This window comes from Methanobrevibacter sp. UBA188, assembly GCF_905234905.1.
Lineage (GTDB): Archaea > Methanobacteriota > Methanobacteria > Methanobacteriales > Methanobacteriaceae > Methanocatella.
In genome coordinates, this window is the sequence record NZ_CAJOJM010000009.1 from 27,814 (window position 1) to 49,724 (window position 21,911).

Consider the following 21,911-nt stretch of genomic DNA (forward strand, 5'->3'; position numbering starts at 1 on the left):
GTAACTATGCTTCCCAGTACAATTTATCGTGAGAAACAGTACCGTTTAAGATACCAATATCCACTTCTAATTTTTGGAATGCATCCACATCTGCTTTGAAAGCATTATCAATACCAGAAATGAATGGGAAACTTTGTAGGGAATTTGCTTCTAAATGAGCATCTGAAACAATATCTTCAGGTAAAAGTTTTACAACTTCAGAAGAATTACCTGCGGCTACTTTATCATTAATGAATTTAGTAGCATTTTTATGGATATCTACAATATCTTTAGCTTTGTCTTCATGGTTTTTAATGAAATCATCTGATGCGACAACTACACAACATGGGTGATTTGGTAAAATTCCAGAAGAGTTTTCCAAAACAACATTGCTAGTATCGTTTGCTGCAATACTTACATAAGGTTGGAAAGTAATAATACCGTCAATCTGTTTGGTTTTTAAAGCATCATTCATTGAAGGCACTTTCATAGCAGAAATGTTTAAATCATTTGTTGACAATCCATTCTTTTTCAAGTAGTATGAAAGTAAAACATGCTGAATTGAAGCTTCACCAGGAGTTGCAATTGATTTACCTTTCAAATCAGCTGCAGAGTTAATTCCAGAATCTTTAGTTACAACAATTCCACTACCTTCAGTTTGAGCAGAGGAAATCACTTTAACAGGAACTCCTTTAGAAACAGAAGATAAAACAGGAGCAATTCCTACATATCCAACATCAACTTCACCACTAGCCATAGCGGTCATCAAGTCTCCACCATTATTAAACTGAACAAGTTCAGTAGTAATATTCTTATCAGCATATAAACCTTGTTTATCAGCGACGAACAATGCAGCGTCGTGGTCTGAAGGTAAATATCCTATTTTTACAGTGTTGTCTCCTCCCCCTAAGAAGTCGAAAAGACCTGCACTAGCTGAACCCATTACCAAAAATGCAGCAAGTGCCAACACTAAAACAAAAGTTATCTTTTTATTCATTATATTCACCGAATTAATTTAAATTAATTACAATTATTAATTATTATAAATATCCTATAAATATATGCTTAATTAACAATTGTTATATTTGAATCCCCAATTATACTATAAATTATAAATATTATATAAATATTTTGAAAAAATTTTACGACAAAACAAACTATCCGCCATAAATTATTTGAATCAACTGAATTGTATCACCATTATTAATCACACTTTCCTCAACAGCAATTTCACCATTCTGCTTTGCAACAATCGTTTGGCTGGATACGCTCAAATCATCAAACAAATTTTTTATAGAATAATTCTCATTTAAATTTCTTTCCTCATCAATATCATTGAATTTTAAATTAAACTTCATTATTTCACCTCTTCTAATCACATAAAAATATATTTAAATGGATTTTTCACAGCTGCATTATCCGATAAACTATTCCTCAAAATTCACTCTTTCAGGTGCAGTGAAAACCGTAAAACGATTATCCCTTACAAAACCTATCATTGTAATGTTACCTGCACGTGCAACATCAATTCCAGAGGATGCTGGAGCAGCATTTGAAATGATTATGGGAATACCTACTCGGATTACTTTTATCAGCATGTCCGCAGGCATTCTTCCACTGTATGAAACATAACATTGACTAAAATCATAACCCTCTTTTGCAGCAGCTCCAATGACCTTGTCAACTGCAACATGACGACTTACATCCTCACGAATTATGATGTTATCCTTATACTTGAGTTGGGCAACATGCACACCTGCTGTTTTTTGCCATATTTTTGCCTCATCTGTCAAATGTTCCATGTCTTCAATAATCTGAGTTGCATTAATCTTCAAATCCGAATCATTGCGCTCGATTGTTTTCAACTCTGATCTTATTCCTCCAGCATTATCTGAGTTTACCCCCTGATATTCCAGCAATCTGCAAACACATGCATGTTCACAGTTGCCTTTTCTCTCTTGAACAATACCATCCTGTTCCAGGTCTTCTTCAGGGTCATGGCTCAACTTTGTAGAAATTAGCAGGTTTGTTCCATCTACTGTTATTGACTCGATATCACTATAATCTTTTATTAAACCTTCTCCGAGACAATATCCTACAGCAAAATCTTTTAAATCTATTGGATAAGTTGAAAACTTGCGGGGAGGCAAATAATCAATAAACAGATAAGTATATTCATCATCAACACTATTTTCCTTAATTGTCTGGTATTCACCATCTTTCCACTGGATTACCTCAGTTTGTCTTAAAAACTCCATAATATCACTACATTCGAAATTAAATTAAAAATAAAAATTATTTGCCTGCCAATGCAACATCAAAATACTTTTTAACTTCATCACAACTATCAATGTCACAATTTCTCAAATTATCCATGCTGATTTGCTTATTATTTTTAGATAACATTATATGAGTGTTGATGTAACCATGTTGCTCGATTAAACTTAAAAGCATTTTACCATAAGTAAAATCTGGATTTAAAACACGATTCATCATTAAATTCAAAGTATCAAATCCATCTATACCCAATTCATCACACATATCATACATTTCATTTATAATTTCATGAGCCCAATCTTTAAGGGTTACTTCACAACCGTCCCTCAATAATCTCATTGAATCAACATAACCAGATTCGGCAGTTCTTTCCTCATTGATTTTAGCTTCATTTTGCCAAGCCAGATAATCCGATTCATCTTTGACAAGCATATAAATCAAAAACAAATGCAGGAATTTCATATCACGATTTACAATTCCACATTGATAAAACGGATTAATATCCAATGTTCTTATTTCAATATATTCTATACCACTGTCCTTTAAGGAATTCAATAAGTCTTTAGGATTTTTTGGTTTTAGTCTAATTTGAGTGTATAACTCTTTTGCTTCAGACAAATCCCCATTATCAATGAAACTGTTAATATCACCTACGAATTCATTAACAGAATTATAGGAAGGATACAAATCTTTTAAATTTTTATATCCGCAAGAAGCATTTCTAAATGAAGGACCTCTGGTGGAGTAATAACTGCCGTAATCGTCCTTAGCATCCATCAAGTGAATGCAATCATTTGAAAATGTTTTATGAGAACCGATTGAACATCCAGTCAGATAAATAATCAGCCAGCAATATCTCAAATAATTTCTGGCTATCTTTAAGTAAATGTCATCTTTAAAATCCTTAAAGCTTAAATCATCATTTTCCAGAGAGTATAATTTTTTTAAGAATCTTTCAGAAAACGAAAAGTTAAAATGGACTCCTGAAATCATCTGTTTTTTAACACCATATCTGCGGGCGAGATCTTCACGATATTTCTGTGATGATTCACCTTCCCCAGAGTACTGCGCTATTGGAATTTGGTCCCAATACGGCAAAATACATGGAATTGACTGAAACCAAAGATACTCATCCCGAGGAAGTGAGGCATTTACCATATCCGACAATAATGAAAAGTTTTCAAATGCATCATCAATAGTGTCAAAGGTTGGAGTTATTATTTCTATTTGACTTTCAGAAAAATCAGTAGTAATTAAAGGATTTGTAAGTTTATCTCCAAAAACAGCGGGATGAGGTGTTAAAGATAATTTACCATCATCTTTTGCCCTTAAAGATTCCCATTCAATACCAAATGAACCTTCCAAAATTTCATTTGAAGATAATTTAGATAAATTCGCCAAATTCATTTCATCACTTCCTTCATCTAAATTATGCTTAATCTACCATAATCATCAATCAGTTTCTCGATTTTGACATTATTTTTTATTGAATCAATGATTATCTTTCCAGGATTTGTATGTTTTTTAATACGATCATATAAAGGATTTAGGAATACCTCTTCACCAATTCCTCTTTCTTTAAGCCCATCTTTTGCCAAATCGACAATTTCTTTAGATAATGCACACAATTCCTTTTTGTTAAATATCTTTGGAATTTCATCCTGAATCAATAATTTTCTAAGTTCACCTGCAGTATATCCCTTATGATATATTGCAGTATCCTTAGTAATTATATCATCCAATTCATCGAGTTTTCCTTTAAGACCTAAATGAAATGCCGCAACGGACATGGAATCGCGAATTGGTTGAGTGCAAATACTTCTAAATTCAACTGTACCTCTGAATGTTAAATTAATAAATTTAAATGGCCTTAAATATTTAATGTCACTAATGCAAGGTTTTATTTCAATATCTCTATATTCTCCGTTGCAATAGATTTCGCCCCTAACATAATCTCTGCTGAAATATTCCAAAAGATTCATTGAAGGGAAATTGATATATGCTCCGTCTCTCATGACACAATATATATTTAAAGACTCAAGATAAGATTGAAGGTCATTTAAATCCTTAAAATCGACATCATACATTCCAATATTATGAGGATTTACCCCATGAGTTGAATATTCCCATAATGCATCCCTAAAGCAAGTAATATTATCATTTTGTCCAAATAAAACGGAATTAGAAAATAATAATGCCTTAATCGGTTCAATTTTAGAAAAGACATTGATTGTTTTTACCAAATCATCCCTGTAAATATCCAATTGAACCTGTGAAGCAGATGAAAACATTCCATATTCCGGGAATCTGTGAAAATGCATTGGAATGTCTTTATAATTCTTAAAAGATTTTAAATGATGATAAAGCATCAAATATCTTTCAGATGGAATAGGGATATTTTCATTATATTTTCTGTATGGATTTATGCCCATTCCAGTTAATGTATGATTATGCTCTTCAAAAGATTCCTTTACAAATGAATAATAGTCACAGAATCTGTCATTGATAGCAAATAGCTCCTCTTCACGACCCATTGCAAATTCTATATTATTATAAGAACAATCATAGCAAACGATATCATCAGTCTTCGGGTTTTTCAGTGCAAAAACATTACCCTCATAATCAATACCCTCAGTTTTGAAATCAGAGTATTGATTTTGAAATTTATGAGTAATTTCATGAACTAAATCAAAATCCACTGCTTTTTTATCAAGATTAATGATTGGAATTTCAATTTCAACACCAATAAAATCCTTTTTTTGATTAGTTGGCTGTATAAATTCATCATACAATTTGTTTCTAATCTGTTCCTTATTAATCATTAATCCCATCCCCATTTAATGAATTTAAAAATTCTTCAATAGCTTTTTCATGCTCTTCGGTCAATATAAATTCGTTTTCATGCTCACTACTTTCGAAAATAATATTTCCATCAATCAAACCGAACAGTTTATTTAATTCCACAGGTTTCCAATTCTCATCATCAGTCAGTGGAGTTGATGCAACTAAAAAGCCCTCTTCATTTTTTAAATAATATAGGGAATTCCTCATATTGGAATGAATATATGTTAAATCCCCATCATAAATCATTAAATTTAACTTATTATTTTTAGATAAATCTGATATTACTTCTGTTAATATATTAAATCGCTCTTTTATTGTTGATAAGCCACCTTTAGCTTTTTCAAAATCGTTAATTTTATCAATTATATATAATAGTATTCGCTCAGAATCAGTATCTCCAGATTCTTGATCAATGTAGTTGTCAAGCGGAGGATAATCGAATATAGTTCCATTATGGATTAACATCCAGGATCTGTTATTATCATCCACTTGTGTAAATGGGTGGCAATTGGGAGATATTATCTCACCCACAGTGGCTAATCTGATATGAGCGAATACATTTTTTCCAACAACAGGATTGGACAATATATTTTTTAAGTGTTGACTACATGTTGCTTTTACAGGTTCTTTATCTATAACAAATTCATTAGAGTGCATATTAGCTAATCCCCATCCATGCGGATGTTCCTCAGAGTGATTATAAAAACACTGTAGACATTCATTTACTTGCTTTGGCGTATTTGAATTAAAACAAAAAATTTCACACATATATTATCCTCCTATTATTGATTATCACAATAGTTATATTATGATAACAATTGTTATATTTATTTTAATATATAAACATTTCCTAAAAAAAGAAACACATTTTTAAATTAACATTAATTTTTTAACAATTGTTGTACCAAACTATTACCATATGCAAAATATTGAAGGTCTGATTATGGTAGATCAAAAAATTACCCAATGCATGAAACCCCATGGTGAAGAAGGCATTCAAACAATTAGAAATATGAATGAAAACCACAAGAACATATCCGAATTCGCTTTTGAATCCATAGACATTAACGAAGACGACAGAATATTGGATATCGGTTGTGGTGGTGGAGTCAATATTGAAAAATTCCTTAAACTGACTACAGCAAATGTGGATGGATTGGATTATTCTGAAGTTTCTGTGAAGGCTTCAATTAAGCAGAACCAACAAGCGGTCGATAATGGAAGATGCAATATAATTCAAGCGGATGTCAGTGATATGCACATTGATAATGACACATATGATTTAGTGAGTGCTTTTGAAACCATATATTTCTGGCCAGATATTGGTGAAACATTTAAAGAAGTATTCAGGATAATCAAACCTGATGGGCGATTCATGATTGCACAGGGAACAGATGGAACACACCCCGATGATGAAAAATGGCTAGCGACAGTTGAGGGAATGAGTGTTTATAATGCATCACAGCTAAAAGAATATTTGATTAATGCAGGATTTAAAAGTGTTGAAATCTTTAAAAAAGAAAATGATTATATTTTAGTAGTGATTGCTAAAAGATAACATGACTTTTTCAAAACATTTATATATCAATTTAACAATTAATTAATTATGGAAAAAATAACTATTGTTATATTTTTCCTAAAGCATTTCATTGTGCATGACTCCAAAATCTAAAATATAAATAAAACAAAAAATATTAATGAATTTGGAATATCAACACATTAATTATTTTGAAAGGGATAAGATGAATTTAGAAGATAAAATTAAAATCGTTGAAAACATTTTAAAGGACAAAAAAGTAGCTGTTGGTTTTTCAGGCGGTGCCGATTCAACACTAATAGCTTATTTATCTTCTAAAGTTTCTAAAGATACATTGGCCATTACCATCAACAATCACTTAATGCCAACTTATTTTTTGGAACATAGCGAAAGAATGGCCAAACATTTTGGAATCGAACATGAAATAGTTGATATTAACTTTTATGAAAACGAATATTTCCTATCCAATGATGCGAAGCGCTGTTTTACATGCAGAGATTTGATGTATACAAAAATCAAAGACATCGCCAAAGAAAATGGATTTGAATATATTTGTGATGGAAATAATATCAGCGATTTAGTTTGCGATAGGCCAGGGATTTTAATCACTTATGAAAAAGGATTTGAGACACCATTAATTACTGCAAATTTAACATCTAAAGAAATTCATAAATATCTGGACAGTCACAATATTCCTTATTCGAAATCCACTACCTGTCTTGCAACTAGAATCCCAACAAATACACGTACGACTAAAGAAAAGATTGAAAGAATTAGACACTGCGAAAATTTTATTTTAGATAGAACTAACTGCGAAATTGTGAAAGTTAGGGATTTAGGAGAAATTGGTATTATTGAAGTTGATAAAATAAATGAAATTTTCGATAAAGAACAATATAAACAGATAAATGATGAATTAAAAAGACAAGGTTTTAAAAAAATTGTTTTAAATTTATCACAAATTAATGATGATGACACAATAATAATCGACTATTTTGAAGGTTCATTTTCATACCAACTTCCATTTTCAGTCAACATGAAAAATACCAAAAAACAAATTAAAGACATTATATCCGAATCAAGTGAAAAGATAGAATTGGAAAACATTACTATTTTTGAAAACGGATTAATTGAAGGCCATGATTTTGAAAATTATGACCTTGCGCTTAATGAATTTATGGAAATATTGAAAAAATTGCGGAGAAACGTATAGGTGATAAAATGCCAACAAGATATATCGGTGATGGATATTGGGAAATTGCATCACGTCAAATGAGCATAGTAACAAGAAGCGAACAACAAAGATTCAAAGATGCGAAAGTCACAGTAATCGGCTGTGGTGGAATTGGTGGAGAGACTATCGAAATGCTTGCAAGAATGGGTATTGGAGAACTCGTTCTAGTTGACAAGGATGCATTTGACTTATCAAATTTAAATCGTCAAACATTAGCTACAATTTCCGATTTGGGACTTGATAAAAGTAGTGTAGCAGCAGAAAAAGTCAGATTAATCAATCCCTACGTAAAAACTACAATATTCAATGAACATGTTGACCAGAACAATATTGAAAAAGTAATTGGAAACTCCAATATTGTTATTGATGCTCTTGATAATGTCTTAACAAGAGTCATCGTATCACGAAAAGCCAATGAGCTTGGAATTCCCTACATTCATGGTGCAATTCATGGAACATTAGGTCAAGTTACAGTATTTTTACCGAATAGCGACAAAAGTTATGAAGAAATGTTTAACTTGCCTTCACTCGGCAAGGAATTAACTGAAGATGTCATCAGCGATTTGAAAAATGTTACTTCAGGTGTTCCACCAGTTATTGGACCAACACCAAATTTAATCGGATGTCTTGAAGCTTTTGAAGCATATAAAATAATAACCGGAGTTGGAAAAGTAACTGTTGCTCCGAAAATATTAACATTTGATTTATTAGATTTAAGTTCATTTTCACTAAATGAACTTTAAACAATATTTTTTTGAATTACAAACCATCCCACAACTCTTTTTCAGCCAAATATTTACCTGTTAAACTTTTTTTAGATTCAATTATATCTTTCAGACTACCTTTGGCCAGAATCTCTCCTCCACTATTGTCATCATCTATTCCAATATCAACAATATAATCTGCATTAGCTATCAAATCCAAATCATGTTCTATTACGATTACCGTTGCACCCTTTTCAATCAAATGATTGAAAACATCAATTAAGACTTTTACATCCAAAGGATGAAGGCCTATTGTTGGTTCATCGAATATGAATATTGAATTTCTTTGGGATTTTCCAATTTCAGAAGCTAATTTGAGTCTTTGTGCCTCACCCCCAGATAAACTTGGAGTTGCTTCACCCAAGGTCAGATAACCCAAGCCCAAATCAGAAAGTTTTTGCAGTTTGTTTGTAACTTTTTTAAGACCAAATAATTCTTCCAATGCCTCATCAACTGTTAAACTCATAATATCCGATAAAGAAAGACTATTATATCTAACCTCTTCAATTTTTTTGCTGTATCTGAGTCCATCGCAATCAGGACATGTCAATTCAACATCAGGCAGGAACTGTATATCCATTGACACACTTCCAGTACCATTGCAAGTTTCACATCTTAGTTTTCCAGTATTATATGAAAAATCAGACATTTTATATTCATCCGTTAGTTTAGCAAATTCACGCCTCAAATCATCTAAAACCTTTGAATATGTTGCAACAGTGCTTCTGACATTTTTACCAATCGGAACGCTGTCAATCAAATCAATCTTTTTAATTCCATCACAATCAATATCATAAACTCCATCAGGCAGTTTTTCATCATTAATATATGATTTAACAGCAGGGTATAATGCTTCCAAAAGTAGAGTGGTCTTTCCACTCCCGGAAACTCCGCTGACTACTGTCAATTTTCCTTTCGGTATTCCAACATCCATTTCCTTAACATTGTGTATCTCATTTGTTTTAATTCGAATTTCACCATTCTCAAAAATATCCGAAGACTTTTCCCTTACAATAACATTTTCAGAGTTTGTTAAAAATGGAGCGATTTGAGATGAAGAATTCTTCTTGATTTCATCTAAAGATCCCTGTGCGATAATATTTCCTCCATCAGCACCAGCTTCAGGACCCATTTCAACCATGTAATCAGCAATATTCAATATCTTTGTGTCATGGTCAACCAAAATAATTGAATTTCCATCATCAACCAATCTTTTAATAACATTAATGAGACCATCAACATTATTGGGATGAAGACCTATTGAAGGTTCATCCAAAACATATAGAACACCAGTCGTCCTATTTCTTAATGTTTTTGCAAGCTGAACTCTTTGCAATTCTCCAGTGGACAATGTATTTGACGGCCTATCAAGGGAAATATAACTTAAACCCAAATCAAGCAAAATCTTTGCATTGTCCATGAATTCCTCAGTTATATCCTCCGCCATTTCCCGTACATTATCAGGCAATTCTCTCACCACATCCTTAACCCATGAAACCAAGTCTTTCAGATTCATTTCACAAGCTTGAGATATATTGATTCCACCCAATAATGTCTGTCTAGCTTTGAAATTTAATCTAGTACCTTCACAATCCCTGCAAACTTTAGTTGTTAAGAATTTATTAATTTTTGTCAGTCCCTTTTCGGTTTTTGCATTCTTCAAAGCCTCTTCAATAGCTCGATGAGCATTTCTATATTCCGCATTCAATTCAAACAGCTTACCGTTTTTGGAAGGAATATTTATATATTTTTTAACTGCCGGACCATTATAAACAATATCCTTTTCATCATCTGTTAATTCATTAAATGGAACATCCACTCTTACACCAAGCTCTCCTGCAACATGATACATCCAGGAAATACCAAACTGATTCCATGCGTCAACGGCACCTTCCTCCAATGTTTTTGACTCGTCAGACACTAATTTAGCACCATCCACATCACGAATGTAACCTGTACCACTACATGACGGACATGCTCCATCTGAATTGAATGCATATTCCTCAGCCCCAAGACCATAGAACTCTTCACCACATTCAGGACATTTCAATGGAATTTCACGAGCCACATTTAAAGTTGGCTCCTGCATATGCCCATTTGGACAAAAATAGTTACCGCACCGTGAATATAATAACCTTAGAGAGTTTAAAAGTTCTGTTGAAGTTCCAAAAGTAGATCGAATATTTGGAATATCAGGTCTTTGATGAAGAGCCAAAGATGCAGGAACATATTGGACCAAATCAACCTGAGCTTTTTGAGATTGTGTGATTCTGCGACGAGTATAAGTTGACAAAGCATCCAAATATCTTCGAGACCCCTCAGAATACAATACACCCAAAGCAAGCGATGATTTGCCGCTTCCGGAAACTCCGCTAATTGCCACAATTTTTCCAAGCGGAATATCAACGTCAATATTTTTTAGATTATGAACTTTTGCTCCCCTAACGATTATCATATCTTTATACATAAAAAATTATTTAAAAATAAGAATTAATAAAGTTTAAGATAATTGTAAAATATATCTATTAATATATTCTAGAACGGATTTTATTTAGGAAATATAATCATGTATCCAATTTGAAATCCTATCTTCAAATCAATCAAGGTGTTTTTAATGTTAAATTTAGATAATAATAGAGACTTTCCATATTATAATGAGAATCCGAAGATGTCCAAGATTGGATGGTTGGTATTGTTAATATGCATTCCTGTTGCATATTATGCTAACGGATTCGTCAGCGTTTTTTCAAATGAAATAATAGGCAGCATATCTTTCCTTCTGATATTGTTAATTCCATTGTTATACTTTTCAAATTGGGATTATTCCTTGTTTTTTCAAAAACCAACAAAAAATGAACTTATTCTTGCAGTATTGATGTGTTTGGCATATATTGTTTATTCAAGTATACTCACCAATCTATTAGGTACTTGGGGCATTCCAGATGTTGGAAATAGCAATGCGAATATTGTTACAATTGTATCTTTGATATTTTCCATGATGGCTGAAGAATTAATAAAATTCATTCCATTGATGTTCTTATTGAGGGTTTTATTCAAATACACTTCCAATCGCAGATTATCAATTATAGTATCATCCATATTTACATTAATCTTTTTTGGTTTGATACATTTAGAACCTAGCACAACTATTCTCTCAGTACTGGTGATTCAAGGAGCAGGTTCAATATTTCATTTATATGTCTATTTAAAAACTAAAAACTTGTTCGCATCTTATTTGTCTCATCTGATGACAGATGCATCTGTTTTAATCCTAGTCATGATGGGACTTATAGGTTGAACATTCAAGAATATTTTCTTGCATAATCAACACATAGACTGGTGATGGACTTACTAGTGAAAATGAATGATGAAAATATTATTTCATCTATTCATTAGTAGGATGACCACATCCTGAACAGAACATGTCACCGGGTTCAAGTGATCTTCCACAGTTGCTGCATTTTAGCTCTTGCTGTACCTTGTTTCCACATTTAGAGCAAAACATTGCATCAGGAGCTAATTTGTTGCCACATTTGGTACAAAATACTGCATCACCTTGTGGTTCATTACTAACTGGTTGTTGTTCCTGACTTGCTTGTTGTTGGTTAGCTCCGAAGTTCTGACCAGCTGCAAACAATCCTCCAGACATGTTTCCACCAACATTGTTTCCCAACATTTGGCCAAAAGCCATAGCCATAGGAAAACCGGTCACCATACCATTAACGCCACTTTTATTTCCAGGATTTTCCGCATATTTTTTAGCGACATCAGCCATTTGTTCATCAGCCCAATTGAATCCTAGAGTACCATATTCCATTTTTTTGTTTAATACATCCTCAAGTTTTTTGGTTTCTTCTTTAGGAACAACAATATTGGATATGTAAAATGTAACGAGATTTACACCATATTCCTTAAAATCTTCTTTCAATTTTTCATGTAATGCCTCTGAAATTTCTTCCAGATGCTGTGTAATATTGTAATAGCTTACTTCAGACATTATTTTTGACAGATAGTTTTTGACCTTAGTGGTGATTTTGCCTTTGAAATAATCAGTAACTTGATCAATTGTGTTGAATGTTTGTGTTCCCACAACATTTACCATGAATTTTTTAGCATCATCAATTACAATGTCCATAGCACCTGATGCACCAACATTTATTGGTATTTGGAATGTTGGTTCAATTACTGGAAAACGGCTGCTTGTTCCCCAGATTACATTTAATGATGTTGCCTTGTTGATGAAATAAACTTCACAATGAAATTGGCTTACTCCTTCTGTAGGAAGATCAATAAGTGCCCTCAAAATTGGTATGTTTCCAGTTTCTAATGTGTATTTTCCAGGACCAAATTCATCCAAAGCCTTTCCGTCTTTATAAAATATTGCTACTTGAGATTCATGAACAATTAGTTTTGAATGTGTGTTGAAATCTTCGGCAGGATGTTTCCAGACTAAAGTGTCCTTGTCTCCTTCAAATTTAATTACTTTTAAAAGTTCAACCATTTAATTCCTCCATATATTTTATATTATACCAAATAGTTTTTTAGGTTTAGGTTTTTGATAATCAGGATCATATTCCCGTATTTTTTCAACATAATCATCTATATATTTATCATGATCCCCCTTATCAAAAAAGCCTATGTGACTATACATTGGTGTGTGAAGGTCTATGGAATAAATCCAAGAGTCCATAGCATCCTGATATGTATCATCAGTTACGTTCTCAACCAAATCACCATAATAATTTAATAGATAGCATAATTCTAAAAGAACATTGACATACCATGTATAATACTCGCCGTCAGGGGATTCATATTCCATTTCTTCAAAATATGATTCGTAAAAACTACCGACAAGCCCAAATGTTTCATCTGTAAACAGACTTATCGCATCGTTTTTCTCTTCAACATCATCAATGCCTTCAACAATTGATACTGCGGATGCAGTTGAATTGTAAAAATCATCAATTGCATTTTCATCCAAAAAATCATTTAAAAATGCTCTAAAGTAACCCACATAGTATTGAGCTTCCCAGTCGTTAGGTTCTTTTATCAGAATCTCACTGTAATATTTGAATCCAAACTCACTGTCTCCATTGTCACGTGCTCTTCTTGCGAGTTCATATAAATTATCTAATTCTGCAGAAGATTCACCGCCAAATTGGTGATTTTCACCTGTTTTGGAGTCGTTAATGGGAAATTTAGTACCGCAAGCTTGACAGACATAAAATCCGCCTTCGATTATAACCATGTTGCTTCCACACATTTCACACATCAATTCATTCATTTAAACTACCTTTTAGATTAAATATATTAATAATTATGTAGCTTATTGTATTTTAACGTTTATTTAAAATTAAAAAATATTGCCGAAAAACATCCAAATGACAATATATTCAACAGCTAGTGATTACTATGGTAATCAATACCACATTTATTATAAAAAAAAGAGAGTTGAAAAAGAATTTATAACAATTCTTTTCTTAAATCAATTGTATCTTTTAAATCTGGTCCAGTAGAAATAATGGTTACCGGCACGCCAGTTTCAGTTTGGATATCTTCAATGAAAGCTTTAGTCTCAACAGACAATTCATCGTAGTTTTGGACACGTGCACAGTCAAATAACCTATCAACACAAGTAAGAGCAATTTGAGTTGCACCATTGATTCTGCAGGATTCCTTTGCAAGTTCCATATCAAAGTAACCTATTCTTCTACGTCTTCCAGTTACTACACCATATTCTTCAAGACCTTTGCTTTCAGCTTCTTCCTGAGTCATTTCTGTTGGGAATGGACCTTCTCCAACACGGGAAATATAAGCTTTAAATACATCGATTACTTCATCTACTTTAGTTGGTCCGACTCCCACATCAGCAGCGAATGTTGATGCGGTGGTATCTTTACTTGTTACATATGGATATGATCCATAGTAAAGTGAAAGAGCAAAACCCTGTGACCCTTCAATAAATACGTTCTCACCATTATCAATAGCTTCATTACAAGCCATTGACACGTCAGTAATATACTCTTCAAGTTCAGGAATATCTTTTGCAAGCTCTATTGTCCTCATTACACGGTCTGAGTTTGCAGGCCCACAGCCAGAACCAGTACTTCCTATTTTTTTAGCTAAATGTTCTGAAGATTTATCACGAGTCATGTGATCCTCATTAATTATTGCACATCTAGGATCAACGCACATTCTTTCTTTAACATTATACTTTTTCAGGTTTTCAAATTCGCTAAACAATACATCAGGATTTACTAAAACACCAGCACCGATCATGAGTTTAGCATCAGTATGTACAAAACCTGATGGGGTTAACCTTAATCCATATTTTTCTCCATTAAATTCGACAGAGTGGCCTGCATTTGGCCCAACTCCTGCACGAGCGATAATATCCGGCTTATCATTATCACAAAGGTAAGTGATACATTTTCCTTTACCTTCATCACCCCATGCACCACCAACTAAAATACTACAAGTCATTTAATAACTCCTATAAAATTAATATTAAAATGAAAATTAGAAAATTTTCATACCACTATTATTTTATCATTTAATTATTAAAAAGTTTTTCCAATATTATAAATATTAAATGAATTATAAATATATTATGTATTAATGAAACTTTAGGGTAATACGCATGCATATTGAAAGACAATACAGAGAACTAGAAAAAATAGAAGAGATTCGAGTTTATAATGTAGACTCTTCAAAATTTTATCAGGAAGCCCCTCAAGTAATGAAACCCGATAAAGTTCCTTTTAGCAAGCTTATGAAACATGTTCCTGCAGATATCGATGTATTTTTACCAGTTGATGATGGAGAAGATTTTATAATAGAAAGAATTGGATGGAACATGCTTCAAAGGGCAAACGTGAATCCTGAAGATGTTGAGTATAGATTATTTAGTCAATGTTCTCCATTTTTCTATGATCTTTTAAAAGATGATTTAAAAGAGGTTTATAAAACCGGAAATACAAAAGCCTTAAGAATAATTTATTACATAAGCGATAGAATTAGAACACTGACAAATATACACATTATTCTAGAGGAAGATGAAATATATTTAATTTCCGATTTCAAAGAAAATAAACCCGAAGCAGAAATTAGTGAAGAAGAACAGAAATTGCAGGATAATGAAAATAAAGCCAATTTAATAGAATATTTCTCCCAAACCGGAAGCTATTATAAAACAAGAGACGAATATGTTTGGACACCAGGAATATATAACATTATAAATCGTTCAAAAGAGCCAAGGGACGCATTTTATAATATAATTTTTGATTTGGTCATACCTGAAGACAAGCCTCTAGTTGAGGAATTACTTGAAACCATGAGTCCTGAAACAGATACCTATGAAAACATCATTAGGATTTCAACACCTGGAGGCCAGATAAAATATCTGGATACTTATCTTTACTCCAAATTCGATTCAAATGGTGAAGAAATAAGCCATTATGGACTATTTAAAGACATCAGTGTCGATTCACACAAACATATGACCCGGCCTGTTGATTTTATGTTGAATGGTTTTAATCAGAATTCCAAACTCTCTTTACTAGTGGAACCATTAAGCAAAAGGTATGAGTTTAGCGAAGGATTTTATAAAATCATCGAAATACCAAAAGAAGATTATGTTCACAATGAAAGCATTATTGACTATATCGAAGAAGAAGATGTTAGAGAAAAGCTTAAGATGTTAATTAATGGTGAAATTGAAGAAATAAATACTATTCTAACTTTTAATGTCAATGGTAATGAAGAAAATCAAAAGATTTGTGAATTATTCATCGAAAGATTCACTTACGGAAATAAAATTCACAGTATCGGATTTCTAACTGACGTGACAATTGCACGCCAAAAACAGAAAGAATTAATTGAATCCAATGCAACCAAAAATATCCTAATTAAAGAAGTTCACCACAGGGTTAAAAACAACTTACAGGTATTGAACAGTTTTCTAAACCTTGAAAGGAGAGCATACGGAAGTAACCCTAATAAAATTATAGACAATATGCAAGCCCGTTTATCTTCACTAGCCCTACTTCATGAAAAAACCTACAATACAGCAGATTTCATCAATGTCAATCTTAAAGACTATATCCTAGACCAGGATGAAACCCTTCAAAATCTGTTTACAGCAAAAGACATACAATTTAAATCATATATTAATGAAGAGATTCACCTATCCATGGAAATTATTACGCCTTTACTTTTAGTTATTGATGAATTAACAATGAATGCAATAAAACATGCATTTCCTAATGAAAATCAAGAAGATAAAACAATTTACAAAAAAATCGATTATATCGATGATAATGTTTGCGAATTAATTTTAAAAGATAATGGAGTTGGTATTGAAAGTCCTGAAATATTAATTAACCATAATTTGGGTTGGGAGATAATAATGAGCCTAACAAGACAAATAAATGGTAAAATTGAAGTTTTGGAACTTGACGTTGGAACTGGATTTAGATTAACATTTCCAAAAACTTTTGAACACGAAATTGAGGGATTACAATGAGAATACATAAAGAATATAGAAAATTGGAGAATGTCGAAGAGGTGAACGTTTATGACGTTCATGAAAAGGAATTCTATATACAGGCTCCCAAAGAATTTGAAATGGAAAAAATTCCTTTTCCAATAGTAATGAAAAATATTAAAACAGACATAAACATTTTCGTGCCATATAAAGATGGGGAAGATTTTATCATACATGGATTGGGAAATAGTGCACTTAAAAGAGGAAATATTCAACAAGAAGATATTGAAGGAAGATTATTGAGTAAAGCCTCCCCAATGTTTCATCAACTTCTTCATGAAGCATTATTCGAAGTATATAAAACCCATGAAATAAAACACGTGCGATTCTTATACCATCATAAAGAAAAATTAGCCAGACTCACAAATGTTAAAATAATATATGAAATGGGTAGGATTTTCATCCTTTCAGACCATATCGATACAAGCGAAAGTACATTATATATTCCAGAAGATGAAAATCGCGATGAAGACAAGGCCAATTTAATAGAATATTTTGCACAAACTGGAAGCTATTATAAAATCAATGGAAAATACTCCTGGACTCAAGGTATTTATAACATCATTAACCGTCCAAGAGACGAATACGATGAATACTATAACATCATATTCGATTTAACAATCCCTGAAGATAAACCATTAATCGAAAAAATCAACAAAATCATGGATTCAGGAACTTCCCATTACGAATCAATCATTAGAATCAGAACCCATGATGGAACATTAAAATATCTTGAAATGAATCTATACTCTAAATTTGATAATAATGGTAATCTGATTAGTCGTTATGGATTAATTAAAGATGTGACCACATATTCACATAAAAAGATTACAAGACCTGTTGATTTCTTGTTAAGCGGTTTTAAAAATAGTAAAAAATTAGCATTGCTTATTGAACCCTTAAATCCAAAACAATATGAATTTTCAAAAGGATTTTACCATCTTATTGAAGAGGATCCAGAAGATTATTCCCATTCCCGTGCAGTAATACAAAATATTGTTGAGGAAGATGTAATAAATAATATTATACAACTCATTGACGGTCAAATCAACGAACTTGAAGAGACTTTCACATATAATGTAAAAGGAAATGAGAATAACCAAAAAATATGTGAAATATATCTCGAAAGATTCGAATTTGGTTCTGATACACACAGTATTGGATTTTTAACTGACGTTACTGAAGAAAGAACAAAACAGCTAGAATTGATGGAAGCAAATGAACATCAAAATGTGCTAATAAAAGAAGTTCACCACAGAGTTAAAAACAACCTGCAGGTACTAAACAGTTTCTTAAACCTCGAAAAAAGAGCATATAAAGATAAACCAAGCATAATTATTGATCATATGCAGTCCAGATTATCCTCTCTTGCTATTCTTCATGAAAAAACATATAATACTACTGACTTTAAGAATATCAACTTAAAAGAGTATATTGAAGACCAAGACGGCCAATTAAGAAGTTTAATTGGTTTAAGAGATGGAATTGAATTTGAATCAGAAGTGGATGAAGATTTAGTTTTAACAATCGAAGTTATCACACCATTATTACTGGTTATCGATGAATTAACAATGAACGCAATAAAACATGCATTCCCAGATAAAACCAAACCTAACAAGAAAATTACCAAAAAGATAACCAAAATCGACAATGAAAACGCAGAACTCATCCTTCAGGATAATGGTGTCGGCATAAATGATCCCGATAAAATTACTAAAAATCTCGGTTGTGAAATCATTAAAAATCTTACAAAACAATTAGATGGACATATAGAGCTGTTCGAACATGAACATGGAACAGGATATAAACTAACTTTCCCAATCTATATGGACCATACTATTGAAGGATAACTTGAAAAATAAAAAACAATATATAATAATAAAAAAAAATTTAAATGTGAGGGTAGAAAATGAATGAAAGAATTTTAATTGTTGAAGATGAAGCAATTACAGCATTAGATTTAAAGTACAGTTTAGAAGATTTAGGTTATGAAGTAATTGACACAGTCGATACTGGTCAAGATGCTATTGATGTTGCAGCAGAAAAAGTACCTGATGTTGTCTTAATGGACATCAAATTAAAAGGAGATATGGAAGGAATAGAAGCTGCAGAAGTAATTTCTGAATTAAGAATACCTGTAATCTATTTAACTGCAAACACAGACACAGATACTTTTGAAAAATCCAATGTAAAAGGATCTTACGGCTTTGTTTCAAAACCATATGACATAAACAAATTAGACAAAACTCTTAAAATAACTATTAACCGAGCAAAATTAGAAGAAAACAAACTGAATGACGCAAGTGGATTTACTCAATAGATTTAAATGACTGAACTAAAATTAATCCAAGGAAAACCTAAAATTTTCACCATCAGCTCTGAAGAATTGATGCTGTCACAAATTAAAGAATACGTCGAAGATTACGAATACGAATATGTAGGGTCAGCATCCGAAAAAGATGAAATCTTTAAAAAAGTAGACGAACTATCTCCAAATTTGATATTTTTAGATACTGAAGAACAAGGTTTAGATTTGCTTGAAACAGCAAGTGATTTGGAGCTTTTCAATGTTCCAGTAATCATTATTGTTGGAGATGTTTTTGATGCAACAATAGACCAGCTATTAATGAGTAATCCATATAATTATTTACTAAAACCTGTAGATAAAGATGAACTGCAAAGAGCTATGGCAGTTTCATTGAAAAAGCATGAACAGAACATATTAAGTGTTCAGACTGCACAAAATAAAATACAGGAAAAAAATACTGAACTTTTAATAGAGAAATCTGACTCCAGTTTTCTGTTAATTCTTTGTATAGCATTAATCATCATAGCTATTTTAAGCAGAAATGCTACATGGCTTCAATGGGTGCTTTTAATTCCAACATTAGCAATGCTTATAAATTCCATCGTAAGTCTCAAAAAACAAAAGGAAGTTATTCCATTTGAAGAAGAAGACCTTCCATTTATAAGCGTATTTATTCCAGCACACAACGAACAGTACACAATTGAATCAACTGTCAGAAGTGTTTGTGATTCAGATTATACTAAAAATGGAGAATCTAATTTTGAAGTTATTGTCGTTAATGATGGATCCACTGACCGTACTGGAGAAATATTATCTGATTTAAAAAAGGAAATTCCGGAACTTAAAATCGTTACAAGACATCCTCCAAGGTCAGGTAAAGGAAAAGGTTTTGTTTTAAACGATGCATTGACATTATCACAAGGAGAGGTGATTGGTGTTTTTGATGCAGACACACAAATCAAAGATGATTATTTGATGACTATTGTCCAATACCTCAATAACGGAATCGATGGAGTTCAATCAAGGGTTAAAATGTGGAACAAAAATGAAAATTTTTTGGCCCGTATGCAACATGTGGAGTTTGCAAGTTTTGGAAATACATTAATTGCAAAAGACAATCTCGATTCTACTGGATTTTTAGGAGGAAATGGACAATTTGTAAGAAAACAAGCCATTATAGATTCCGGTCGTTGGGACGGATTTGCGGTTACTGAAGATTTGAATTTAGCAATAAAGATTATCCTTAATGGAGGTCAAATACGTTATTGCGGTGAATGTGCAGTTTATCAGGAAGCAGTTACTGAGTGGAGAGCATTTTTCAGACAAAGAATCAGATGGGCTATCGGTAACTTTGAAACATTATTTGTTTATTTGCCCCAGATTGTAAGGTCAAAAATATCCATCGGAAAGAAATACAATATCATTGAGCACATTTCATTTTACAGTTTTAATTTATTAATTTTCTTCGGTTTCTTAGTGACAATAGCCAATGCAATTTCATGGTTCCTTTTCCATCAAACTACAGTTATTAGAATGGAAGCACCATTTATTGTGGGGGTCTTATCAATGATTGCATTTTTCCCAGGAATCTTAATTGCTCTTTCAAGAGACAAACCCACAATAGGAGAATACATCAAAGACCTTGTAAAATATTATCTTTATTGTTTCCACTTAATTCCATTATTTTTTATGACTATGGTAACAATGCTTACAAGAAAAGAAAGAAAATGGTCTAAAACAGAGCATAAAGGGGGGAATAAATAATGAGAAGAGGAGATATGATACGTGGAGTAATACTCATAATCATTATTATATTTTTTGCAGCGAATGTCAATAGTATAAATAGTTTCTTAAGCGTCAATACTGATAGGACTGTTGAATTTGGTCATAGCGCAACAATTGTACCCCAAGCATGGAATACAACAGATGAGTTGAATTTAACCAATGAATCCAAAACTCCTCATGCCATTACAAACGAATACGTTTATATTGACCATTGGGATGATTGGCCCGAAGACCACATAACATCCATTTCAGAAGCGAAATTTAGATCGATGGAAAATGGAAATTATAAAGTTCTTAAAACTGAAAATGCCACTGCAAGTGGTGTTCCTGTTTCAAAACAGTATTTCTCAAATCCATCAAAAGATACAAATACATCCTGGAATCATATTGGTGTTAATTATGTTTTCCCTAGAGAGGATACAAATTATGCAATTCAAGTGCATTATTTCTCATCACATGATTACAACAATACAACATTTTTAAAAGAAGTGGATGACCGTATTGAAGACGATATGAGTAATATTCATAATAACGAATATAACGGATTTGTTTCAGGTGTGCGTGATATTTACAATTTCATAATATCCCACATCTAAAAACTTTTTTTAAATTAAAGAATTAATTAAAAATTTTAATAT

The 21,911-nt window shown here is 32.2% G+C and carries 19 protein-coding genes; 9 read left to right on the forward strand and 10 right to left on the reverse strand.

Annotated elements, in window-relative coordinates; translation table 11 throughout:
- Window positions 1-4: 4 nt before the first annotated feature.
- From QZ143_RS03105 to QZ143_RS03130, 6 genes are all read right to left on the reverse strand, one after another.
- The gene (locus tag QZ143_RS03105) at window positions 5-976 is read right to left on the reverse strand and encodes an ABC transporter substrate-binding protein (protein ID WP_292606633.1); all 972 of its coding nucleotides are present in this window, start codon (window positions 974-976) and stop codon (window positions 5-7) included.
- Between the two features lie 160 nt (window positions 977-1,136).
- On the reverse strand, window positions 1,137-1,337 hold the full coding sequence (locus QZ143_RS03110; RefSeq protein WP_292881110.1) for a MoaD/ThiS family protein: 201 nt from the start codon (window positions 1,335-1,337) through the stop codon (window positions 1,137-1,139).
- 69 nt (window positions 1,338-1,406) lie between these two features.
- On the reverse strand, window positions 1,407-2,237 hold the full coding sequence (fdhD, locus tag QZ143_RS03115) for a formate dehydrogenase accessory sulfurtransferase FdhD (RefSeq protein WP_292606636.1): 831 nt from the start codon (window positions 2,235-2,237) through the stop codon (window positions 1,407-1,409).
- A 37-nt stretch (window positions 2,238-2,274) separates the two neighbouring features.
- The gene (locus tag QZ143_RS03120; protein WP_292881113.1) at window positions 2,275-3,663 is read right to left on the reverse strand and encodes a glutamate--cysteine ligase; all 1,389 of its coding nucleotides are present in this window, start codon (window positions 3,661-3,663) and stop codon (window positions 2,275-2,277) included.
- 17 nt (window positions 3,664-3,680) lie between these two features.
- Window positions 3,681-5,078 carry a hypothetical protein gene (locus tag QZ143_RS03125; RefSeq protein WP_292881115.1) on the reverse strand — a complete coding sequence of 466 codons (1,398 nt, stop codon included), beginning with the start codon at window positions 5,076-5,078 and terminating at the stop codon, window positions 3,681-3,683.
- Window positions 5,071-5,868, reverse strand: coding sequence for a class II glutamine amidotransferase (locus QZ143_RS03130; protein ID WP_292881118.1), 798 nt, complete (start codon window positions 5,866-5,868; stop codon window positions 5,071-5,073). The genes QZ143_RS03125 and QZ143_RS03130 overlap by 8 nt, the downstream gene beginning before the upstream one ends.
- Window positions 5,869-6,043: 175 nt before the next feature.
- On the opposite strand from QZ143_RS03130, the gene QZ143_RS03135 reads away from it, so the two are divergent.
- From QZ143_RS03135 to QZ143_RS03145, 3 genes are all read left to right on the forward strand, one after another.
- Window positions 6,044-6,658, forward strand: coding sequence for a class I SAM-dependent methyltransferase (locus QZ143_RS03135; RefSeq protein WP_292881121.1), 615 nt, complete (start codon window positions 6,044-6,046; stop codon window positions 6,656-6,658).
- 184 nt (window positions 6,659-6,842) lie between these two features.
- A complete protein-coding gene (locus QZ143_RS03140; protein WP_292881125.1) occupies window positions 6,843-7,850 on the forward strand; it encodes a 7-cyano-7-deazaguanine synthase in 1,008 nt (335 codons plus the stop codon).
- 8 nt (window positions 7,851-7,858) lie between these two features.
- The gene (locus tag QZ143_RS03145) at window positions 7,859-8,614 is read left to right on the forward strand and encodes a HesA/MoeB/ThiF family protein (protein ID WP_292606648.1); all 756 of its coding nucleotides are present in this window, start codon (window positions 7,859-7,861) and stop codon (window positions 8,612-8,614) included.
- A gap of 16 nt (window positions 8,615-8,630) precedes the next feature.
- On the opposite strand, the gene QZ143_RS03150 is transcribed toward QZ143_RS03145, so the two are convergent.
- Window positions 8,631-11,102 carry an ATP-binding cassette domain-containing protein gene (locus tag QZ143_RS03150; RefSeq protein ID WP_292881128.1) on the reverse strand — a complete coding sequence of 824 codons (2,472 nt, stop codon included), beginning with the start codon at window positions 11,100-11,102 and terminating at the stop codon, window positions 8,631-8,633.
- A 147-nt stretch (window positions 11,103-11,249) separates the two neighbouring features.
- Here QZ143_RS03150 and QZ143_RS03155 point away from each other — a divergent pair, with 147 nt between their 5' ends.
- Entirely contained in the window at window positions 11,250-11,933 is a 684-nt protein-coding gene (locus QZ143_RS03155; RefSeq protein ID WP_292606652.1) for a CPBP family glutamic-type intramembrane protease, read from the forward strand.
- Between the two features lie 87 nt (window positions 11,934-12,020).
- On the opposite strand, the gene QZ143_RS03160 is transcribed toward QZ143_RS03155, so the two are convergent.
- The 3 genes from QZ143_RS03160 to QZ143_RS03170 form a co-directional block, all read right to left on the reverse strand.
- A complete protein-coding gene (locus QZ143_RS03160; RefSeq protein ID WP_292881131.1) occupies window positions 12,021-13,136 on the reverse strand; it encodes an SPFH domain-containing protein in 1,116 nt (371 codons plus the stop codon).
- Between the two features lie 18 nt (window positions 13,137-13,154).
- Window positions 13,155-13,919, reverse strand: coding sequence for a hypothetical protein (locus QZ143_RS03165; protein WP_292881134.1), 765 nt, complete (start codon window positions 13,917-13,919; stop codon window positions 13,155-13,157).
- Window positions 13,920-14,098: 179 nt separating this feature from the next.
- Entirely contained in the window at window positions 14,099-15,118 is a 1,020-nt protein-coding gene (locus QZ143_RS03170) for an adenylosuccinate synthetase (RefSeq protein WP_292606658.1), read from the reverse strand.
- Between the two features lie 157 nt (window positions 15,119-15,275).
- On the opposite strand from QZ143_RS03170, the gene QZ143_RS03175 reads away from it, so the two are divergent.
- Genes QZ143_RS03175 through QZ143_RS03195 form a run of 5 tightly spaced genes read left to right on the forward strand, consistent with a single transcriptional unit; the run spans window position 15,276 to window position 21,869 of the window.
- Window positions 15,276-17,159, forward strand: coding sequence for a histidine kinase dimerization/phosphoacceptor domain -containing protein (locus tag QZ143_RS03175; protein WP_292881137.1), 1,884 nt, complete (start codon window positions 15,276-15,278; stop codon window positions 17,157-17,159).
- A complete protein-coding gene (locus tag QZ143_RS03180; protein ID WP_292881140.1) occupies window positions 17,156-19,030 on the forward strand; it encodes a histidine kinase dimerization/phosphoacceptor domain -containing protein in 1,875 nt (624 codons plus the stop codon). The genes QZ143_RS03175 and QZ143_RS03180 overlap by 4 nt, the downstream gene beginning before the upstream one ends.
- A gap of 59 nt (window positions 19,031-19,089) precedes the next feature.
- A complete protein-coding gene (locus QZ143_RS03185; protein ID WP_292609955.1) occupies window positions 19,090-19,500 on the forward strand; it encodes a response regulator in 411 nt (136 codons plus the stop codon).
- Window positions 19,501-19,506: 6 nt separating this feature from the next.
- A complete protein-coding gene (locus QZ143_RS03190) occupies window positions 19,507-21,252 on the forward strand; it encodes a glycosyltransferase (RefSeq protein WP_292881143.1) in 1,746 nt (581 codons plus the stop codon).
- The gene (locus QZ143_RS03195) at window positions 21,252-21,869 is read left to right on the forward strand and encodes a hypothetical protein (RefSeq protein WP_292609951.1); all 618 of its coding nucleotides are present in this window, start codon (window positions 21,252-21,254) and stop codon (window positions 21,867-21,869) included. Before QZ143_RS03190 ends, QZ143_RS03195 begins: the two co-directional genes overlap by 1 nt.
- Window positions 21,870-21,911: the final 42 nt, after the last annotated feature.

Coding starts and splice junctions, on each gene's coding strand:
- QZ143_RS03105 (WP_292606633.1), bottom strand. CDS start 976: ATGAATAAAAAGATAACTTTTGTTTTAGTGTTGGCACTTGCTGCATTT.
- QZ143_RS03175 (WP_292881137.1), top strand. CDS start 15,276: ATGCATATTGAAAGACAATACAGAGAACTAGAAAAAATAGAAGAGATT.
- QZ143_RS03190 (WP_292881143.1), top strand. CDS start 19,507: ATGACTGAACTAAAATTAATCCAAGGAAAACCTAAAATTTTCACCATC.
- QZ143_RS03140 (WP_292881125.1), top strand. CDS start 6,843: ATGAATTTAGAAGATAAAATTAAAATCGTTGAAAACATTTTAAAGGAC.
- QZ143_RS03120 (WP_292881113.1), bottom strand. CDS start 3,663: ATGAATTTGGCGAATTTATCTAAATTATCTTCAAATGAAATTTTGGAA.
- QZ143_RS03185 (WP_292609955.1), top strand. CDS start 19,090: ATGAATGAAAGAATTTTAATTGTTGAAGATGAAGCAATTACAGCATTA.
- QZ143_RS03170 (WP_292606658.1), bottom strand. CDS start 15,118: ATGACTTGTAGTATTTTAGTTGGTGGTGCATGGGGTGATGAAGGTAAA.
- QZ143_RS03150 (WP_292881128.1), bottom strand. CDS start 11,102: ATGTATAAAGATATGATAATCGTTAGGGGAGCAAAAGTTCATAATCTA.
- QZ143_RS03145 (WP_292606648.1), top strand. CDS start 7,859: ATGCCAACAAGATATATCGGTGATGGATATTGGGAAATTGCATCACGT.
- QZ143_RS03155 (WP_292606652.1), top strand. CDS start 11,250: ATGTTAAATTTAGATAATAATAGAGACTTTCCATATTATAATGAGAAT.
- QZ143_RS03165 (WP_292881134.1), bottom strand. CDS start 13,919: ATGAATGAATTGATGTGTGAAATGTGTGGAAGCAACATGGTTATAATC.
- QZ143_RS03135 (WP_292881121.1), top strand. CDS start 6,044: ATGGTAGATCAAAAAATTACCCAATGCATGAAACCCCATGGTGAAGAA.
- QZ143_RS03195 (WP_292609951.1), top strand. CDS start 21,252: ATGAGAAGAGGAGATATGATACGTGGAGTAATACTCATAATCATTATT.
- QZ143_RS03130 (WP_292881118.1), bottom strand. CDS start 5,868: ATGTGTGAAATTTTTTGTTTTAATTCAAATACGCCAAAGCAAGTAAAT.
- fdhD (WP_292606636.1), bottom strand. CDS start 2,237: ATGGAGTTTTTAAGACAAACTGAGGTAATCCAGTGGAAAGATGGTGAA.
- QZ143_RS03110 (WP_292881110.1), bottom strand. CDS start 1,337: ATGAAGTTTAATTTAAAATTCAATGATATTGATGAGGAAAGAAATTTA.
- QZ143_RS03180 (WP_292881140.1), top strand. CDS start 17,156: ATGAGAATACATAAAGAATATAGAAAATTGGAGAATGTCGAAGAGGTG.
- QZ143_RS03125 (WP_292881115.1), bottom strand. CDS start 5,078: ATGATTAATAAGGAACAGATTAGAAACAAATTGTATGATGAATTTATA.
- QZ143_RS03160 (WP_292881131.1), bottom strand. CDS start 13,136: ATGGTTGAACTTTTAAAAGTAATTAAATTTGAAGGAGACAAGGACACT.